The sequence below is a fragment of the Pseudophaeobacter sp. 1A16562 genome (assembly GCF_041008785.1).
GTDB classification, from domain to species: Bacteria; Pseudomonadota; Alphaproteobacteria; order Rhodobacterales; family Rhodobacteraceae; genus Phycobacter; species Phycobacter gallaeciensis_A.
In genome coordinates this window covers 345,161-361,109 of sequence record NZ_JAXGFT010000001.1, presented here as the reverse complement: position 1 = coordinate 361,109, position 15,949 = coordinate 345,161, and the positions used below count along the sequence as shown (strand labels likewise).

15 protein-coding genes are annotated in these 15,949 nt (G+C 63.0%); 5 read left to right on the top strand and 10 right to left on the bottom strand.

From position 1 onward, the window contains the following. Positions 1–23: 23 nt before the first annotated feature. The gene (locus SM764_RS01735; RefSeq protein WP_369000858.1) at positions 24–959 is read right to left on the bottom strand and encodes a zinc-ribbon domain-containing protein; all 936 of its coding nucleotides are present in this window, start codon (positions 957–959) and stop codon (positions 24–26) included. 205 nt (positions 960–1,164) lie between these two features. Here SM764_RS01735 and SM764_RS01730 point away from each other — a divergent pair, with 205 nt between their 5' ends. Genes SM764_RS01730 through SM764_RS01715 form a run of 4 tightly spaced genes read left to right on the top strand, consistent with a single transcriptional unit; the run spans position 1,165 to position 4,079 of the window. After that, positions 1,165–1,842: a cell division ATP-binding protein FtsE gene (locus tag SM764_RS01730; protein ID WP_065273706.1), complete on the top strand. Its 678-nt coding sequence runs from the start codon at positions 1,165–1,167 to the stop codon at positions 1,840–1,842. Continuing rightward, positions 1,839–2,750, top strand: coding sequence for a cell division protein FtsX (locus SM764_RS01725; RefSeq protein ID WP_347509551.1), 912 nt, complete (start codon positions 1,839–1,841; stop codon positions 2,748–2,750). The genes SM764_RS01730 and SM764_RS01725 overlap by 4 nt, the downstream gene beginning before the upstream one ends. Continuing rightward, entirely contained in the window at positions 2,747–3,496 is a 750-nt protein-coding gene (locus SM764_RS01720) for a lysophospholipid acyltransferase family protein (protein ID WP_368947287.1), read from the top strand. Before SM764_RS01725 ends, SM764_RS01720 begins: the two co-directional genes overlap by 4 nt. Continuing rightward, positions 3,474–4,079 (top strand): pyridoxamine 5'-phosphate oxidase family protein, encoded by a 606-nt coding sequence (locus tag SM764_RS01715; RefSeq protein ID WP_369000857.1) that lies wholly within the window; start codon positions 3,474–3,476, stop codon positions 4,077–4,079. Before SM764_RS01720 ends, SM764_RS01715 begins: the two co-directional genes overlap by 23 nt. A gap of 124 nt (positions 4,080–4,203) precedes the next feature. On the opposite strand, the gene lpdA is transcribed toward SM764_RS01715, so the two are convergent. From lpdA to SM764_RS01675, 8 genes are all read right to left on the bottom strand, one after another. After that, positions 4,204–5,598, bottom strand: a complete 1,395-nt coding sequence (gene lpdA, locus SM764_RS01710) for a dihydrolipoyl dehydrogenase (RefSeq protein WP_369000856.1) — start codon at positions 5,596–5,598, stop codon at positions 4,204–4,206. 96 nt (positions 5,599–5,694) lie between these two features. Beyond that, a complete protein-coding gene (locus tag SM764_RS01705; RefSeq protein ID WP_274831420.1) occupies positions 5,695–6,084 on the bottom strand; it encodes an MAPEG family protein in 390 nt (129 codons plus the stop codon). 102 nt (positions 6,085–6,186) lie between these two features. Continuing rightward, on the bottom strand, positions 6,187–7,716 hold the full coding sequence (odhB, locus tag SM764_RS01700; protein ID WP_368947284.1) for a 2-oxoglutarate dehydrogenase complex dihydrolipoyllysine-residue succinyltransferase: 1,530 nt from the start codon (positions 7,714–7,716) through the stop codon (positions 6,187–6,189). Between the two features lie 11 nt (positions 7,717–7,727). Then, positions 7,728–10,679, bottom strand: coding sequence for a 2-oxoglutarate dehydrogenase E1 component (locus SM764_RS01695; protein ID WP_065272507.1), 2,952 nt, complete (start codon positions 10,677–10,679; stop codon positions 7,728–7,730). A 41-nt stretch (positions 10,680–10,720) separates the two neighbouring features. Next, entirely contained in the window at positions 10,721–11,011 is a 291-nt protein-coding gene (locus SM764_RS01690) for a hypothetical protein (RefSeq protein WP_065272508.1), read from the bottom strand. A gap of 288 nt (positions 11,012–11,299) precedes the next feature. Beyond that, on the bottom strand, positions 11,300–12,187 hold the full coding sequence (gene sucD, locus SM764_RS01685; RefSeq protein WP_065272509.1) for a succinate--CoA ligase subunit alpha: 888 nt from the start codon (positions 12,185–12,187) through the stop codon (positions 11,300–11,302). A 61-nt stretch (positions 12,188–12,248) separates the two neighbouring features. Then, entirely contained in the window at positions 12,249–13,442 is a 1,194-nt protein-coding gene (sucC, locus tag SM764_RS01680; protein WP_065272510.1) for an ADP-forming succinate--CoA ligase subunit beta, read from the bottom strand. 370 nt (positions 13,443–13,812) lie between these two features. After that, positions 13,813–14,226, bottom strand: coding sequence for a DUF4345 domain-containing protein (locus tag SM764_RS01675; RefSeq protein WP_369000855.1), 414 nt, complete (start codon positions 14,224–14,226; stop codon positions 13,813–13,815). An 83-nt stretch (positions 14,227–14,309) separates the two neighbouring features. On the opposite strand from SM764_RS01675, the gene SM764_RS01670 reads away from it, so the two are divergent. Beyond that, positions 14,310–14,897 (top strand): TetR/AcrR family transcriptional regulator, encoded by a 588-nt coding sequence (locus SM764_RS01670; RefSeq protein ID WP_369000854.1) that lies wholly within the window; start codon positions 14,310–14,312, stop codon positions 14,895–14,897. Between the two features lie 67 nt (positions 14,898–14,964). Here the strand turns inward: SM764_RS01670 and mdh are convergent, their stop codons facing one another. Then, a complete protein-coding gene (gene mdh / locus SM764_RS01665; protein ID WP_065272512.1) occupies positions 14,965–15,927 on the bottom strand; it encodes a malate dehydrogenase in 963 nt (320 codons plus the stop codon). Positions 15,928–15,949: the final 22 nt, after the last annotated feature.

Sequence of the window (15,949 nt, the reverse complement as noted above, 5' to 3'; positions counted from 1 at the left end):
GCCTGCCGGACCGGCAGCGGTGATCAGGGCTGCGGTGTTTGCAGCGCCTTGACCTGCGCATCCAGCCACAGCCGCGCCTGATCGACCCAGGTGACATAGCTGCTGAGGTAAGGATCGGCCTGCGGTACCGCCTCGGCGATCTTGGCGGCGTTGGTGTAGATCATCATCAGGATCAGCGCGAGCAGGATGGTGAGCGCAAAACCGCGTGCAAAGCCGCTTTTGCGTGGCACTGGCGTGTCCTCGGCAGCGGCCTGAACGGCGGCGGCATCCCCGGCGCGCAGGGTCGAGTTGATCTCTTCGATATCCGGCAGCACGCCCCGGCGTTGTCCGCTGGCTTCGGCTGCCAGTTGACGCGGGTCCTGCCCCTTGATCCGGGCCATCCGGTCCTTGGCCTGACGGGCGCGCAGGGCCTGTTCGTTTTCGGGCAGATCATCCAGACCCAGATTGGGCTGGCTCTCCAGCCCCTGTGCAGGCGCAGAGGCCGCGCGGAGGGAGGCTTCGCGCTCTGCCTCTTCGCGCAGGATGTCCGATAGCGCCGGGTCCAGGCCCCGCTGCCGCCGCGCGGCGCGTTCGGCTTCGTCGTCCATGTCAGGGGCGGGGGCAGGCTCTTCCGGCTCGTCCTCTTCCTCGGCTGGCAGCTCCTCGGAGGTGGTCAGATCCTCTGCCGCCTCGGGCATCTGCTCTTCTTCAACATGGGGAGCGTGTTCTGGGGAAGGTATTTCCTCGGCTGCGGCCTCTGATGTGATGGCTTCTTCTGTGGCGACCTGTTCGGATACCTCTGGTGTGCCCTCAGGCTCTGGGGCTGTGTCCTCGGCCACAGGGGGCTCTGCGCTGGCGCCTGCAGCGGGCTGGAACCAGGTGGTGCCGCAGCTGGAGCACTGAACATCGCGTCCTTCTTCCGGGATAACGTCATCCGGCACTTCGTACTGGGCAGCGCAATTCGGACATGTCAGGCGCATTCTCGGTCTCCTTGGACCCGGAGTGTTCCGGGTGCAATTCAGCGGTATTTCCAAATGACCATAGGGAGTTCGGGGCCATCAAGGAAGGGGCAATTGCGCGGGGCACCGCGCACGCGGGCGTGACCGGCGGCGCCCGCACGGCTGCGGGCCATTGAAACTGGCGGTGCTCTGGGGCAAAACGAGCAAGCAGCACCAGGGGGACGCCGTGATCGAGCTGGACAACGTAGGCTACAATTATGGCGGCGGAGAGCTGCTGAGCAATCTGTCGATGCAGCTGGCGCCGGGATCCTTCCATTTCCTGACTGGTCCTTCGGGCACCGGCAAGACAACCCTGCTGAAGCTATGCTATGGCGCGCTGACCCCGACCTCGGGGCGGGTGCGCGTCTTCAACATGGATGTCAAAGGGCTGGACCGGGACCAGATGGCCTTTCTGCGCCGCAGGGTCGGCGTGGTGCATCAGGATTGCCGGTTTCTGGACCACCTGCCGGTGATCGAGAATATCGCCCTGCCGCTGACCGTCTCGGGGCGGGATCTGGGGCAGGAGCAGGCGAACCTGCGCGAATTGCTGAACTGGGTCGGGCTCGCGGAGCGCTCGGATGCGCTGCCGCCAGAGCTGTCCGGCGGCGAACGCCAGCGTGCGGCGCTGGCGCGGTCGGTGATCCTGTCGCCGGATGTGATCATCGCCGACGAGCCGACTGGGAACGTCGATTGGGAAATGTCGCAACGGCTGCTGCAATTGCTGGTCGAGCTGAACCGCATGGGCAAGACCATCCTTGTGGCAACCCATGATCTGTCGCTGATCCGGGCAGCCAAAAACCAGGTTCAGGCCCGGGTGCTGAGGATTTACGACAAACAGCTGCATCTTGCGGGAGCGGATCTATGAGCAGGGACGGCTTTGGCGGGCGCCTGCGGGCGCTGATCAGCGGCGATGCACAGGCCGACCGGGTGGTGCCCCCCAGTGGCTTCACGGCGCAGCTGACCCTGTTTGCCGCGGGCGCGATGGCGTTTCTGGCGGTCTTTGCGCTGGCGCTGTCGCTGGCCTCGGGGCGGCTGGCGGACCGTTGGGCGGATGAACTGGCCCGCGCCGCGACCCTGCGCATCAATGCTCCCGCCGAACAGCGTGCCGCCCAGACCGAGGCGGCCCTGACCATTTTGCGGCAGACGCCGGGCGTGGCCTCGGCACGCGCCTTTACCCCCGAGGAACAGGCGGCGCTGCTGGCGCCCTGGTTCGGCGCCTCGGTGCCGATTGATGCGCTACCGGTGCCGCAGCTGATCGAAGTGATCGAGGATGATCCCGGCTATGATGCCACCGGGCTGCGCCTGCGCCTGCAGGCCGAGGTGCCCGGTGCGGTGCTGGACGATCACACCCGCTGGCGGGCGCCGCTGGTGGATGCGGCGCAATCGCTGCGGCGTCTGGCGGTGGTGTCGATCCTGCTGATCGGTGGCGCCATGGGGGCGATGATCTCGCTTGCGGCCAATGCGGCGCTTGCGGCCAATGCCCAGGTGATCGAAGTGCTGCGCCTTGTCGGCGCGCAGGACAGCTATATCGCGCAGGCCTTTATCCGCCGCTTTACCCTGCGGGCCTTCAGTGGCGCGATTGTGGGGATGGGATTTGGCATGTTGGGTGTCTGGCTGATGCCTGCCGCCTCGGACGAGGGCGGTTTTCTGACCGGGCTTGGCTTTCAGGGCTGGGGCTGGCTGCTGCCGCTGGTCATTCCGGTGCTGGGGGCGCTGGTGGCCTATGTGGCGACGACCCGCGCGGCCAACAAACGTCTGGGAGAATTGACGTGAAGGATGCAATTCAATGGCTGCGCTCGCTGCTGTTCGTGGGCCAGATCTATCTGATGATGCCGGTGATTGGCCTTGCCTTTGCGCCCTGGGCGATCTTCAGCAAGCGCGGTGCGCGCGTCTGTTGCAAGACCTATTCGCGCTGGGTGTTCTGGAGCGCCCGCTGGATGGTCGGTATCCGCTGCGAGGTGCGCGGCACCCCGCCATCGGGTGAAGCGCTGATCGCGGCCAAGCATCAGTCGTTCCTTGATATCATGATGATCTTCACCGCGCTGCCAACGGCCAAGTTCATCATGAAAAAGGAAATCCTGCGCACCCCGGTGATCGGCCAGTATGCCAAGCTGTTGGACTGTGTGGCGGTGGACCGGGGCAAGCGCGGCGCCGCCATCCAGAAGATGGTTGCCGACGTGCATGCCGGGCGGCAGGAGGCGGGCCAGTTGGTGATCTATTCGCAAGGCACCCGCGTGGCCCCGGGCGTGAAGGCCGAGTATAAGGTCGGCACCGGCGTGCTCTACGAACAGTTGCAGCAAACCTGCGTGCCGGTGGCCACCAACGTCGGTGTGCTGTGGCCGCGCAAGGGCATTATGCGCCGCCCCGGTGTCGCGGTGGTGGAGTTCCTTGACCCGATTGAGCCGGGCATGGCGCGGCAGGAATTCATGAAGATATTGGAAGACCGGGTCGAAGAGCGATCCGATGCATTGATGCGCGAAGCGGGGTTTGAACCGGATGGATTACATCGAAACACTTGAAGATCTGGAGGCGCTTTACGGGGAACCGGGAGCGCCTTCTTTACGAAAAGTGGCGCGTCGGATGACGCCGCTCTATCGCAAATGGATCATGGCCTCGCGCCTGTGCGTCCTCTCGACCGTCGGTCCCGAAGGCACCGATGCCAGCCCGCGCGGCGATGATGGTCCCTGCGTGCTGGAGCTGGACCCCGGCACCCTGGCGCTGCCCGATTGGCGCGGCAACAACCGGATCGACTCGCTTCGTAATATCGTGGTGGATCCGCGGGTGTCGCTGATGTTCTTCGTGCCCGGATCGAACAACGTGGTGCGTCTGAACGGTCAGGCACGGATCACCGCAGATGCGGACCTGCGCGCCCGGTTCGAACGGCAGGGTAAACAGCCCGCCACCGTGATCGTTATCGCCATCGACGAAATCTACAGCCAATGCGCCCGCGCCCTGATGCGGGCGAAGACCTGGACCGCAGGTGACCAGAGTGAGGGTCTGCCCAGCATGGGCGAGATCCTCGCCGAGCAGACGAATGGCGAGGAAGGCGGCAAACCCTATGATGACGCCTGGGGTGCACGGGCGGCGGCGACCATGTGGTGAGAGGGCAGGAGCCAGCGCGGCCTGCGTATTCTGCACCGGGCCTGCTAAATGAAAACGCCCCCGCAGCATGTTGCGGGGGCGCTTGTTTTTGGTCAAAGGGCAGGCTGCCCTCATATGCCTGGTGTCAGGCGTGGATAGCACCGTCGCCGCAGGCTAGGGCAGCTTCGCGCACGGCCTCGGAGTAGGTCGGATGCGCGTGGCAGGTCAGGGCCAGATCCTCGGCAGAGGCGCCGAACTCCATCGCAACGCAGACTTCGTGGATCAGATCACCGGCGCCGGGGCCGATGATAGCTGCGCCCAGAATGCGGTCGGTTTCCTTGTCCGCGATCAGTTTGACGAAGCCTTCGCCCTGGTGCACGGCCTTGGCGCGGCCATTGCCCATAAAGTTGAACTTGCCGACCTTCAGCTTGCGGCCCTCGGCCTTGAGCGCGTCTTCGGTGGCGCCGACGGTGGCAACCTCGGGGGTGGTGTAGACGACACCAGGGATCACGCCATAGTTCACGTGGCCATGCTTGCCCGCGATCACCTCGGCCACCGCCATGCCTTCATCCTCGGCCTTGTGCGCCAGCATCGGGCCTTCGATCACGTCGCCGATGGCATAGATGCCCTTGACGTTGGTGGCCCAGTGCGCGTCGGTTGCGATCTGGCCGCGTTCGGTCAGTTTGACACCCAGCGCATCCAGACCCAGGCCTTCGGCGTAGGGTTTGCGGCCGGTTGCGACCAGCACCACATCGGCGTCCAGCACCTCTGCATCGCCGCCTTTCTTGGGCTGGTAGGTCACCTTGCCCTTGGTCTTGGTGGTCTCGACGCCCTGAACGGCGGCGCCCATGATGAAGTTCAGGCCCTGCTTTTCAAGGATCCGTTTGAAGGTACGCTGCACGTCCTTGTCCATGCCGGGGCAGACCGCGTCCATGTATTCGATAACCGTGACTTCAGCGCCAAGGCGGGCATAGACCGAGCCAAGCTCCAGCCCGATGACGCCCGCACCGATGACGACCATCTTTTTCGGCACCTTGGGCAACTCCAGCGCGCCGGTGCTGTCCACCACGATGCCCTTGTCGTTGTCGACCTCGACGCCGGGGAGGGAGGAGGGAACCGAGCCGGAGGCGATCACGATGTTCTTGGCCTCGTGCACATCGTCGCCAACCTTGACCTGGCCAGCAGCGGGGATCGAGGCCCAGCCTTTCAGCCAGTCGATCTTGTTCTTCTTCATCAGGAATTCGACACCGCCGGTGTTCTGGCCGATGACATCGTCCTTGTAGGCCTTCATCTGGTTCCAGTCGACGGAAGGGCTTTTGCCCTTGAGGCCCATCTTGGCAAAGTTGTGCTCTGCCTCATGCAGGCTATGGGTCGCGTGCAGCAGCGCCTTGGACGGAATGCAACCCACGTTGAGGCAGGTGCCGCCAAGGGTTTCACGCCCTTCGACGATGGCGGTCTTGAGACCCAGCTGGGCGCAGCGGATGGCGCTGACATAGCCGCCGGGGCCGGCGCCGATGATGATCACGTCATAGGAAGCCATGAGAGGTCCTTTCGTTGGAACTAAGGAAAGGGCAGGGGCGATGGTCATGCATCGCCAGCGGCCCGTATTCGGGAATATGGGGAGGAGCGCCGCGCATCAGATCAGCGCCGCGATCAGCATGAGGGTAGTGGCCAGGAAGCCTACCGACCAGACGACCGAGCGCCAGGGCGTGAGGCCGAATGCATAGGCGGGCACATAAAGCACCCGGCTCAGCACATAGACCCAGCCGCAGGCGGCGGTGAATTCCGTGGACTGGCCGCCAAGGGTCACCACCACACATGCGATGGTGAAGAGGATCAGTCCTTCGAAGTGATTGTTCAGCGCCCGTTGTAGGCGGCCTGCCGTGCCGGTCAGTTGCACCGGCGTGTCACGCGGCCCCATTGCTACCTTAGGGCCGACCTGCCGGTTGGCGGTGATGGAATAGGCGAAGAACTGCAGAACCTGCAGCAGGGCGGCAAGTGTGAGGGCGGTGAGTTCAGCGGTCATTCCTAGCCTCTTCGTTTGCCCGGCAGTGCCGGGCAGCGCCCGACCCTCCCCACGGGAGGGCGCTTTCGCACCCACCCAGGGTCAGGCGCTGCCCTAGGTTCTTTACAGATCCATCAGCAGGCGGCGGGGATCTTCCAGCGCTTCCTTGACGCGCACCAGGAAGGTCACGGCGCCTTTGCCGTCGACGATGCGGTGGTCATAGGACAGCGCCAGATACATCATCGGGCGGATCACCACCTCACCATTGATGGCCATCGGACGGTCCTGGATCTTGTGCATACCCAAAATACCCGACTGCGGCGGGTTCAGGATCGGCGAGGACATCAAGGAGCCATAGACACCGCCGTTGGACAGGGTGAAGGTGCCGCCCTGCATTTCCGCCATCGACAGCTTGCCGTCACGGGCGCGCTTGCCCTTCTCGGCGATTGCCTTTTCGATCTCGGCAAAGGACATGCTGTCCGCATCGCGAATGACCGGAACCACGAGGCCGGTGGGGGTACCGGCGGCAACGCCCATGTGCACGAAGTTCTTGTAGACGATGTCGGTTCCGTCGATTTCGGCGTTGACCTCGGGAACCTCTTTCAGCGCGTGGCAGCAGGCCTTGGTGAAGAAGGACATGAAGCCGAGACGCACGCCGTGCTTCTTCTCGAACTGGTCCTTGTACTGATTGCGCAGGGCCATCACCTCGGTCATGTCCACCTCATTATAGGTGGTCAGCATGGCGGCGGTGTTCTGGCTGTCCTTCAGACGCTTGGCGATGGTCTGGCGCAGGCGGGTCATCTTCACCCGCTCTTCGCGTGCAGCATCGTCGGCAGCAACCGGTGCGCGCGGTGCGGCGGGGGCTGCTGCGGGCGCGGGGGCAGAGGCTGCGGCGGCCACGGCGCGGGCGACGTCATCCTTCATGATGCGGCCATCGCGGCCGGTGCCTTCGACATTGGCGGCGGAGATCCCGGCTTCGGCCATGGCCTTTTCTGCCGAGGGCGCATTGGCGACGTCCTTGGCCGCGGCGGCAGGTGCCGCAGCTGCAGCGGGCGCAGCAGCCGGGGCCGCCGCCACCGCAGCACCGGAGCCCGAGATCACGCCGAGTTTCGCCGAGGCATCCACGGTGGTGCCTTCGGGCGCGGTGATTTCGGCCAGAACACCAGCGGCGGGCGCGGGCACTTCGACAGAGACCTTGTCGGTTTCCAGCTCGCAGAGCATTTCATCCTGCGCGACAGTGTCGCCGACCTTCTTGAACCAGGTGGAGACGGTCGCCTCGGTCACGGATTCGCCAAGGGTCGGCACCATCACGTCGGTGGAGGCACCGCCGGCCGCGGCGGTGTCTTCCCCGCCTGCGGGGGCCGCTTCGGCCTGGGCTGCGGCCTTGGGCTGCGGCGTCTCGGAGCCGGCGCTGCCTGCTTCGGAGATATTCGCCAGCAGCGCATCAACGCCCACTGTGTCGCCTTCGGCGGCAACGATCTCGGCCAGCACCCCAGCGGCGGGGGCGGGCACTTCGACGGTGACCTTGTCGGTCTCCAGCTCGCAGAGCATTTCATCGGCAGCAACCGCATCACCGGGTTTCTTGAACCAGGTGGCCACGGTTGCCTCGGTCACGGATTCACCCAGGGTGGGTACGCGCACTTCGGTGGTCATATCTCTTTTCCTCAGATGCTCAGCGCTTCATTCACAAGCGCGGCTTGTTGGGCTTTGTGTTGGCTGGCCAGGCCCGTCGCGGGCGAAGCCGATGTGGCGCGGCCGACGTATTGGGGCCGGGTGTGCTTGGAGCCGATGCGGGTCAACACCCATTCGATGTTGGGCTCGATAAAGGTCCAGGCGCCCTGGTTCTTGGGCTCTTCCTGGCACCAGACCACTTCGGCATCCTTGAACCGCTCCAGCTCCTTCACCAAGCTGATCGCCGGGAAGGGGTAATACTGTTCGATCCGCATCAGGTAGATGTCGTCGATGCCGCGGGCGTCGCGCTCTTCCAAAAGGTCGTAATAGACCTTGCCCGAGCACAGCACGACACGCTTGATCTTGTCGTCGGCAGCCAGTTTGGTTTCCGAATTGCCGTGCTGGGCGTCATCCCAAAGCACCCGGTGGAAGCTGGAACCGGTGGTGAATTCCTCGGTCTTGCTGACCGCCAGCTTGTGGCGCAGCAGCGACTTCGGTGTCATCAGCACCAGCGGCTTGCGGAAGGTGCGGTGCAGCTGACGGCGCAGGATGTGGAAGTAGTTCGCCGGCGTGGTGCAGTTGGCGACGATCCAGTTGTCCTGTCCGCACATCTGCAGGAAGCGTTCCAGACGCGCCGAGGAGTGCTCGGGGCCCTGACCTTCGAAACCATGCGGCAGAAGGCAGACAAGGCCGGACATCCGCAGCCATTTGCTTTCACCGGAGGAGATGAACTGGTCGAACATGATCTGGGCGCCGTTGGCGAAATCGCCGAACTGGGCTTCCCACAGGGTCAGCGCGTTGGGCTCGGCCAGCGAATAGCCGTATTCAAAGCCCAGAACCGCGTATTCCGACAGGGCGGAATCGATCACCTCGTATTGCGACTGGCCCGCCCGGATGTTGTTGACCGGGTAGTAGCGTTCTTCGGTGTCCTGGTTCACGATGCCGGAATGGCGCTGCGAGAAGGTGCCGCGGGTGGAGTCCTGCCCGGCCAGACGTACCGGGTAGCCTTCGGTCAGGAGCGAGCCAAAGGCCAGTGCCTCGCCGGTGGCCCAGTCGATGCCGGCACCGTTTTCGAACATCTTGGCGCGTGCATCGAGGAAGCGACCGATGGTCTTGTGCACCGGGAAACCGTCGGGCAGGCGGGTCAGAGCACCGGCAACCTCGTTGAAGGTCTCTTCGCTGATCGAGGTCTGACCGCGCTGATAGTCGTCCTTCTGCTTGTCCAGATGCGACCAGCGGCCATCCAGCCAGTCGGCCTTGTTGGGCTTGAAGTCCTTACCGGCTTCGAATTCCTCGTTCAGCTTGGCCTGGAAGGCGGCCTTCATGTCCTCGATTTCGCCCTCGGGGATCAGACCGTCCTTGACCAGACGCTCGGTATAGAGGCTGAGCGTGGTCTTATGGCTCTTGATGTTCTTGTACATCAGCGGGTTGGTGAACATGGGCTCGTCGCCCTCGTTGTGACCGAACCGGCGGTAGCAGAACATGTCGATGACCACGTCTTTGCCGAACTTCTGACGGAACTCGGTCGCGACCTTGGCGGCGTGCACCACGGCTTCGGGATCGTCGCCGTTGACGTGGAAGATCGGCGCCTCGACCACCAGTGCGTTGTCGGTGGGGTAGGGCGAGGAGCGCGAGAAATGTGGCGCGGTGGTGAAACCGATCTGGTTGTTCACCACGATATGGATGGTGCCGCCGGTCTTGTGTCCGCGCAGGCCCGACAGGGCGAAACATTCCGCCACAACGCCCTGACCGGCAAAGGCCGCATCGCCGTGCAGCAGGATCGGCAGAACCTTGGTGCGGGTGGCGTCACTCTTCTGGTCCTGCTTGGCGCGGACCTTGCCCAGAACCACCGGGTTCACCGCCTCAAGGTGCGAGGGGTTGGCGGTCAGGGACAGGTGAACGGTGTTGTTGTCGAACTCGCGGTCCGAGGAAGCGCCGAGGTGATATTTCACGTCGCCCGAGCCATCCACGTCTTCGGGCTTGAAGCTGCCGCCCTGGAATTCGTTGAAGATGGCGCGATAGGGCTTCTGCATCACGTTGGCCAGAACCGACAGGCGGCCACGGTGGGGCATGCCGATGACGATTTCCTCGATGCCGAGGTTGCCGCCACGCTTGATGATCTGCTCCATCGCCGGGATCAGGCTTTCGCCGCCATCTAGGCCAAAGCGCTTGGTGCCCATGTATTTGACGTGCAGGAACTTCTCGAAACCTTCGGCCTCGACCATCTTGTTGAGGATCGCCTTGCGGCCCTCGCGGGTGAACTGGATTTCCTTGCCGAAACCTTCGATCCGCTCTTTCAGCCAGGAGGACTGCTCGGGATCGGAGATATGCATGTATTGCAGCGCAAAGGTGCCGCAATAGGTGCGCTTCACGATGTCGATGATCTGCCGCATTGAGGCGACCTGAAGCCCCAGCACGTTGTCGATGAAGATCGGCCGGTCCATGTCCGCATCGGTGAAGCCATAGGTTTTGGGGTCGAGCTCCGGGTGCGGGGTCTGGCCGCGCATGCCCAGCGGGTCCAGATCGGCGGCCAGATGGCCCCGGATCCGGTAGGCGCGGATCAGCATCAGGGCGCGGATCGAATCCAGCACCGCGCGTTGGATCTGTTCGTCCGAGACCTCAACCCCGGCCTTGGCGGCCTTTTCCGCGATCTTCTTGCCTGCGGCCTTGGCCTCCACCGGAGCGGGCCATTCGCCGGTCAGCGCACCGGTCAGATCGTCATTGGGCGCGGGCGGCCAGTCGCTGCGGGCCCAGGACGGGCCTGCGGCCTCGGCTTTCACGTCAAGCTCGGCATCGCCCATCTGGCGGAAGAACTCGGCCCAGGCGGCATCTACCGCACTCGGGTCATTGGCATACTGGGCATAAAGCTGCTCCAGATATTCCGCATTGTGTCCTTGCATGAACGAGGACGCATGGAAAATGTCATTTGGGCTTTGGTCGGTCATCTATAACTCCCGAAGAGTCGGTATGCGGTTGTGGGGTCAGATCAGGGTTCGCACTGGAACGTGACTTGTTCCTTGGTCGGGTCAAGCGCCGGTTCCGGGCCGGAGGTAATTGTTATGGAACTGGCGCCTTTGCAGATTTCGTTTGCGAGGCGGGCTTTGATGTCCTCGATGGGGGTGCCGGGTTCGAAATTCAGAACACCCTGCATCGGGGCGGTGATGGCCGCAGCGGAGGTTGCGGTCAGCACGGAAAGACACAGCGCGCCTGCAGTGGTGTGCAGCCGCGTGCGGAATGAGGACGCAGGGAAGACATCATCTGGGTTGTGTTCAGTCATTTGGGCGCCTCTTGCAGGGTGGAACCGTGTGCGACGTGGCCTGTGGTCATTCGGAGCAGACTGGCCGACCCGGGTTTCCGAAAGGTGAAGCCGCAACGGGACGCTGCTGCAAAAGATGCCGGGATGGCCTCTTCAGCAACAGGGTCCGGGTGAATGTGATTTGTCAAAACTGAAGACACCGCCCGGCAGCAACGCCGGGCAGCGCCCAACCCACTCCACGGGAGGGCGCTTTCGCACCCCCCCAGGGTCGGGCGCTGCCCGTGGCTGATATGGTCAGCCGCAGACATGTCAGCCCAGCTCGATCGCTTTCAGCACCGCTTCGCCCAGGCCCGCGGGGCTGTCGGCGACCACGATACCGGCCGATTTCATGGCTTCGATCTTGTCTTCGGCGCCGCCCTTGCCGCCGGCGACAATCGCGCCCGCGTGGCCCATGCGGCGGCCCGGAGGGGCGGTACGGCCGGCGATGAAGCCAGCAACCGGCTTCCAGCGGCCTTTCTTCTTCTGCTCGGCGAGGAAGGCTGCGGCTTCCTCTTCGGCGGAACCGCCGATTTCACCGATCATGATGATCGACTGAGTCTCGTCGTCATCGAGGAACATGTCCAGCACGTCGATATGCTCGGTGCCCTTGATGGGGTCACCGCCGATGCCAACCGCAGAGGACTGGCCGAGGCCGATATCAGACGTCTGTTTCACGGCTTCGTAAGTTAGGGTGCCGGAACGGCTCACAACACCCACGCTCCCGCGTTTGTGAATGTGGCCGGGCATGATGCCGATCTTGCAGGCGTCGGGGGTGATGACACCGGGGCAGTTCGGGCCGATCAGGCGCGATTTGGAGCCTTCCAGCGCGCGCTGCACCTTCATCATGTCCAGAACCGGGATGCCTTCGGTGATGCAGACGATCAGCTCCATCTCGGCGTCGATCGCTTCAAGGATGGAATCCGCCGCGAAGGGGGGCGGCACGTAGATGACGGATGCATTGGCTTCGGTCACGTGCTTGGCCTCGTGGACCGAGTTGAAGACCGGCAGGTCAAGGTGGGTCTGACCGCCTTTGCCGGGGGTCACGCCGCCGACCATCTTGGTGCCATAGGCGATGGCCTGTTCAGAGTGGAAGGTGCCCTGCGAGCCGGTGAAGCCCTGACAGATGACCTTGGTGTTTTCGTCGATGAGGACTGCCATTTGGCGTTCTCCTTAGAATTCTGAGCTTTGGGGAAAGGTGGGTTGTCACCCACCCCAAGGATTAGCCTTTGACGGCCTTAACGATCTTCTCGGCGCCGTCGGACAGGTTGTCTGCCGCAATCACATCGAGGCCGGAGGTGTTGATGATCTCCTTGCCTGCTTCGACGTTGGTGCCTTCCAGACGCACGACCAGCGGAACCTTGAGGCCGACTTCCTTCACCGCGGCGACAACGCCCTCGGCGATGACGTCGCAGCGCATGATGCCGCCGAAGATGTTCACCAGGATGCCTTTGACGTTGGGGTCAGAGGTGATGATCTTGAACGCCTCGGTCACTTTCTCCTTGGTGGCGCCGCCGCCCACGTCGAGGAAGTTCGCAGGCTCAGCGCCGTAGAGTTTGATGATGTCCATGGTGGCCATCGCCAGGCCCGCGCCGTTCACCATGCAGCCGATCTCACCGTCCAGCGCGATGTAGTTCAGGTCATACTTGGAGGCTTCGAGTTCCTTGGGGTCTTCTTCGGTCTCGTCGCGCAGGGCGGCCACGTCGGGGTGGCGGTAAACGGCGTTGCCGTCAAAGCCCAGCTTGGCGTCAAGCACCTTCAGATCGCCGCCATCGGTCACGATCAGCGGGTTGATCTCCAGCATCTCCATGTCTTTTTCGACGAAGGCCTTGTAGAGCTGACCCATCAGCTGCACGCACTGCTTGACCTGCGCGCCCTTGAGACCGAGCGAGAAGGCGATGCGGCGGCCGTGGAACGGCTGGTAACCGGTGGCCGGATCGACCGAGAAGGAGAGGATCTTTTCCGGGGTTTCTGCCGCGACTTCCTCGATGTCCATGCCGCCTTCGGTGGAGCAGACAAAGGAGATGCGCGAGGTCTGGCGGTCTACCAGCAGCGCCAGGTACAGTTCGGTCTCGATGCCAGAGCCGGCTTCGATGTAGATGCGGTTGACCTGTTTGCCCGCCGGGCCGGTCTGGTGGGTCACAAGGGTGCGTCCCAGCATCTTCTTGGCTTCTTCGGCGGCTTCTTCGACCGATTTGGTCAGGCGCACGCCGCCTTTTTCACCGGCATCGGCTTCCTTGAAGGAGCCCTTGCCGCGGCCACCTGCGTGGATCTGCGCTTTGACAACCCAGAGCGGGCCGTCCAGCTCGCCGGCTGCGGTTTTTGCTTCATCGGCTTTCAGCACCACGCGCCCGTCGGACACCGGAGCGCCGTAGCTGCGGAGAAGGGCCTTGGCCTGATATTCGTGGATGTTCATAGAAAACTGTCCCGTCTGGCTAAATTGGTCGTCACTATAACGCCGTCATAGAGCAAAGGTTTAAAGGGTTTTCTGACGGCAGTCCGAGAAATGATGAAGTTTTTTCGCATTTGTGATCACGCGTTTGAGGGCTGTGATCACAAATTTGACGGCGCGGCGCTTGATTCGTCTGGCGCTGAAAATTTATTCAAAATACCGAATGTCGTCACCCTCGCACGGGCGGCTCCGGCAAAGCCTGTCGCCATGATCCCCTCCGGAACAACGCATCGGTCAGATCGTCAGCGCAATCCCGGACCGCAAAACGGGTCTCACCCACCTTTGAATTATGATGGGATGAGACCCGCAAGACCCGGTTCTGGAGGTGGGTGGGTTAGTGCGCAGCCATCGGCTGGGCAGTGTCGACAGATCGCCCGCGCCGCAGCAGGATCAGCGCGCCAAGGACAAACGCCCATTCGGTCACCGTCACGATGATCAGTGCGGCATCTGGGGTACCGTCAAATCCGATGCTGACGATGCGGCCCAGCCCGTAGCCTGCATAGATCAGCAGGGACAGCAGCAGGGCAGGCTGCATATTCTGTCCGCGCAGCGCCGCGCCCAGCACGAAAAGGCCGGAAATCAGTACCACCACCCCGCCTGCGCGCAGGTCCGATCGGATCATGGTGCTGTTCGGCAGGATCTGGGCAGAGCTGGCATAAAGCGCTTCGGGCGCAAAGCTGAGCATCACCCCGACGAAGAGCAGGACTGCAGCGGACAGAAACAGATAGAGTTTTACGTATTTCGACATGAGAATGCCTCCTTTGACACGGTGTAAGATTTGTGATCTTGTGGCGCATAATCTTACATCGTGTCAAGCTGGAATCTTACATCGTGTCAAATAAGCGCGTGCAAACCCGCAATCTACTCCTTGAAACCGTCCTATCGTTGCTTCTGGCCCCCGGGGGATCGCCCCTGCGGATGGTGGATGTGGCCAAGGCTGCCGGGGTGACCCGGCAAACGGTCTATGCCCATTTTTCTAATCGTTCGGAGATGCTGATCTCGGCGATCCTGCATTTCGGCGATCAGCTCGATATAGAGGCGCGGCTGGCGCCCAGCCGCACGGCGCCGGACGGGCGCAGCCGCCTGGAGGCTTACACTCGGGCGATGCTGGAGTTCTTTCCGGAGATCTACCCGCTGAAACAGTCGTTGATGCGGATGGGCGCGAGTGACGAAGAGGCGAAATCCGCTTGGCAGGACAGGATCCGCGCCATGAAGGAAGGCTGCGCCGAGGCGGTGAAGGCGCTGAAATCAGATGGCGACCTGCTGGAGCATCTGAGCGAAGCACAGGCAACGGATCTCTACTTCACCCTGCTCAGCATGGATGGATGGGCCCATTGCGTGCTGGAAAACGGCTGGTCTGATGAGGACTACCTGGCCGAGATGCAGCGGGTGATCACCCTGGCGCTGGTCAAGCAGTGAGCCGCTGATCCGCAACGAAAAAGGGCCCGGAAAACCGGACCCTTTTCCAAATCGCTTGGTGCTGGTCTTAGGCCAGCGAGGCGTCGATGCCTTTGCAGGCGTCGACCAGACCTTTGACTGCGTTGACCGAGTTGTCGAACATGGCTTGCTCGTCTTTGGTCATCTTGATGTCGATGACGCGCTCGACACCGCCGGCACCGATCACGGTGGGCACGCCCACGTACATGCCGTTGAGACCAAGTGCACCGTCCACATAGGCGGCGCAGGGCAGAACGCGCTTCTGGTCTTTCAGGTAGGCTTCGGCCATTTCGATTGCCGAGGTCGCCGGTGCGTAGAAGGCGGAGCCGGTTTTCAGCAGGCCAACGATTTCGGCGCCGCCATCACGGGTACGCTGCACGATGGCGTCCATCTTCTCTTGTGTGGTCCAGCCCATCTGCACCAGGTCGGGCAGCGGGATACCGGCAACGGTGGAGTAGCGGGTCAGCGGAACCATGGTGTCGCCGTGGCCGCCCAGAACAAAGGCGGTGACGTCTTTCATGGAGACCTTGAATTCTTCGGCCAGGAAGTGGCGGAAGCGGGCGGAGTCCAGAACGCCGGCCATGCCGCAGACTTTCTCGTGGGGCAGGCCCGAGAATTCGCGCAGAGCCCAGACCATCGCGTCCAGCGGGTTGGTGATGCAGATCACAAAGGCGTCGGGCGCGTTGTCGCGGATGCCTTCGCCAACGGATTTCATGACTTTCAGGTTGATACCCAGCAGGTCATCGCGGCTCATGCCCGGCTTGCGCGGCACGCCGGCGGTGACGATGCAGACGTCTGCGCCCGCGATATCGGCATAGCTTTGGGTGCCCTTCAGCGAGGCGTCAAAGCCTTCGGAGGGACCGGATTCTGCGATATCCAGCGCTTTGCCTTCCGGGGTGCCTTCGGCAATATCGAAAAGAACGACGTCGCCGAGTTCTTTCAGAGCTGCGAGATGGGCAAGGGTGCCACCGATCTGACCTGCGCCGATAAGGGCGATTTTGGGTCGTGCCATGGGGATGTCTCTCCGGTCCGGT

Coding starts and splice junctions, on each gene's coding strand:
- SM764_RS01735 (WP_369000858.1), bottom strand. CDS start 959: ATGCGCCTGACATGTCCGAATTGCGCTGCCCAGTACGAAGTGCCGGAT.
- SM764_RS01725 (WP_347509551.1), top strand. CDS start 1,839: ATGAGCAGGGACGGCTTTGGCGGGCGCCTGCGGGCGCTGATCAGCGGC.
- SM764_RS01715 (WP_369000857.1), top strand. CDS start 3,474: ATGGATTACATCGAAACACTTGAAGATCTGGAGGCGCTTTACGGGGAA.
- lpdA (WP_369000856.1), bottom strand. CDS start 5,598: ATGGCTTCCTATGACGTGATCATCATCGGCGCCGGCCCCGGCGGCTAT.
- SM764_RS01705 (WP_274831420.1), bottom strand. CDS start 6,084: ATGACCGCTGAACTCACCGCCCTCACACTTGCCGCCCTGCTGCAGGTT.
- odhB (WP_368947284.1), bottom strand. CDS start 7,716: ATGACCACCGAAGTGCGCGTACCCACCCTGGGTGAATCCGTGACCGAG.
- SM764_RS01695 (WP_065272507.1), bottom strand. CDS start 10,679: ATGACCGACCAAAGCCCAAATGACATTTTCCATGCGTCCTCGTTCATG.
- SM764_RS01690 (WP_065272508.1), bottom strand. CDS start 11,011: ATGACTGAACACAACCCAGATGATGTCTTCCCTGCGTCCTCATTCCGC.
- sucD (WP_065272509.1), bottom strand. CDS start 12,187: ATGGCAGTCCTCATCGACGAAAACACCAAGGTCATCTGTCAGGGCTTC.
- sucC (WP_065272510.1), bottom strand. CDS start 13,442: ATGAACATCCACGAATATCAGGCCAAGGCCCTTCTCCGCAGCTACGGC.
- SM764_RS01675 (WP_369000855.1), bottom strand. CDS start 14,226: ATGTCGAAATACGTAAAACTCTATCTGTTTCTGTCCGCTGCAGTCCTG.
- mdh (WP_065272512.1), bottom strand. CDS start 15,927: ATGGCACGACCCAAAATCGCCCTTATCGGCGCAGGTCAGATCGGTGGC.